Here is a 610-nt window from a genome sequence, read left to right as displayed (position 1 = left end):
CTCCCCGACGTCGGGGAGGAGGGCAGTTACTACCCGGTGCGGGGCATCACGCTCAATGGCACCCCCGTGGGTGAGCTGATCACCGAGGATATGCTGGCGGCCAGCAACCTGATCGAGGTCCAGTTGGGCGCCGGGGTAGCCGATGAACAAGGGATCCGCCTGATCGAGGATGTGGCGCCGCTGGATGTGGAAAACCGCGAGGTGTTCGCACCGACCGAGCCCACCCTGCTGGGGGTCACAGAGCAAGGGGGCAAGCTGGTTGTCGGGTTGCAAGACAGCGTCAATAAAGGGACGCTCAGCTACAACATCTATCGGGATGGCAAGCTGGTAGTCGCCGGGCTCGATGCGGCGAGGGATTGGGTCGACGATCTGGCACCGCAACCGGGCATGGCCTATTGCTACAGCGCGGAGGCCATCTACCCCGAGTCTGGCAACCGCTCCCATCACGCCAAGCCGGTGTGCTACCAGCCCGAGCTCCAGCGCATCGCGGTCGATGCCGACGCGGTCTCGCATACCGGCACCCTCACGGCAGCTGATACGGCCATTCCCGTGCCCTATCTGAAGGATTGGGGCCGCCCGGAAGATACCCTGCTGGTGCGGGGCGTCACCC

At 64.9% G+C, this 610-nt stretch carries 1 pseudogene; it reads left to right on the top strand.

Going from position 1 to position 610, the window contains the following annotated elements:
* Nucleotides 1–610, top strand: a pseudogene (locus tag BN1128_RS00050) (hypothetical protein); the annotation flags it as partial.

Origin of the sequence: Aeromonas piscicola, from assembly GCF_000820005.1 — a bacterium.
Classification (GTDB): Bacteria; Pseudomonadota; Gammaproteobacteria; order Enterobacterales; family Aeromonadaceae; genus Aeromonas; species Aeromonas piscicola.
This window is presented reverse-complemented; position numbering and strand designations above follow the sequence as displayed.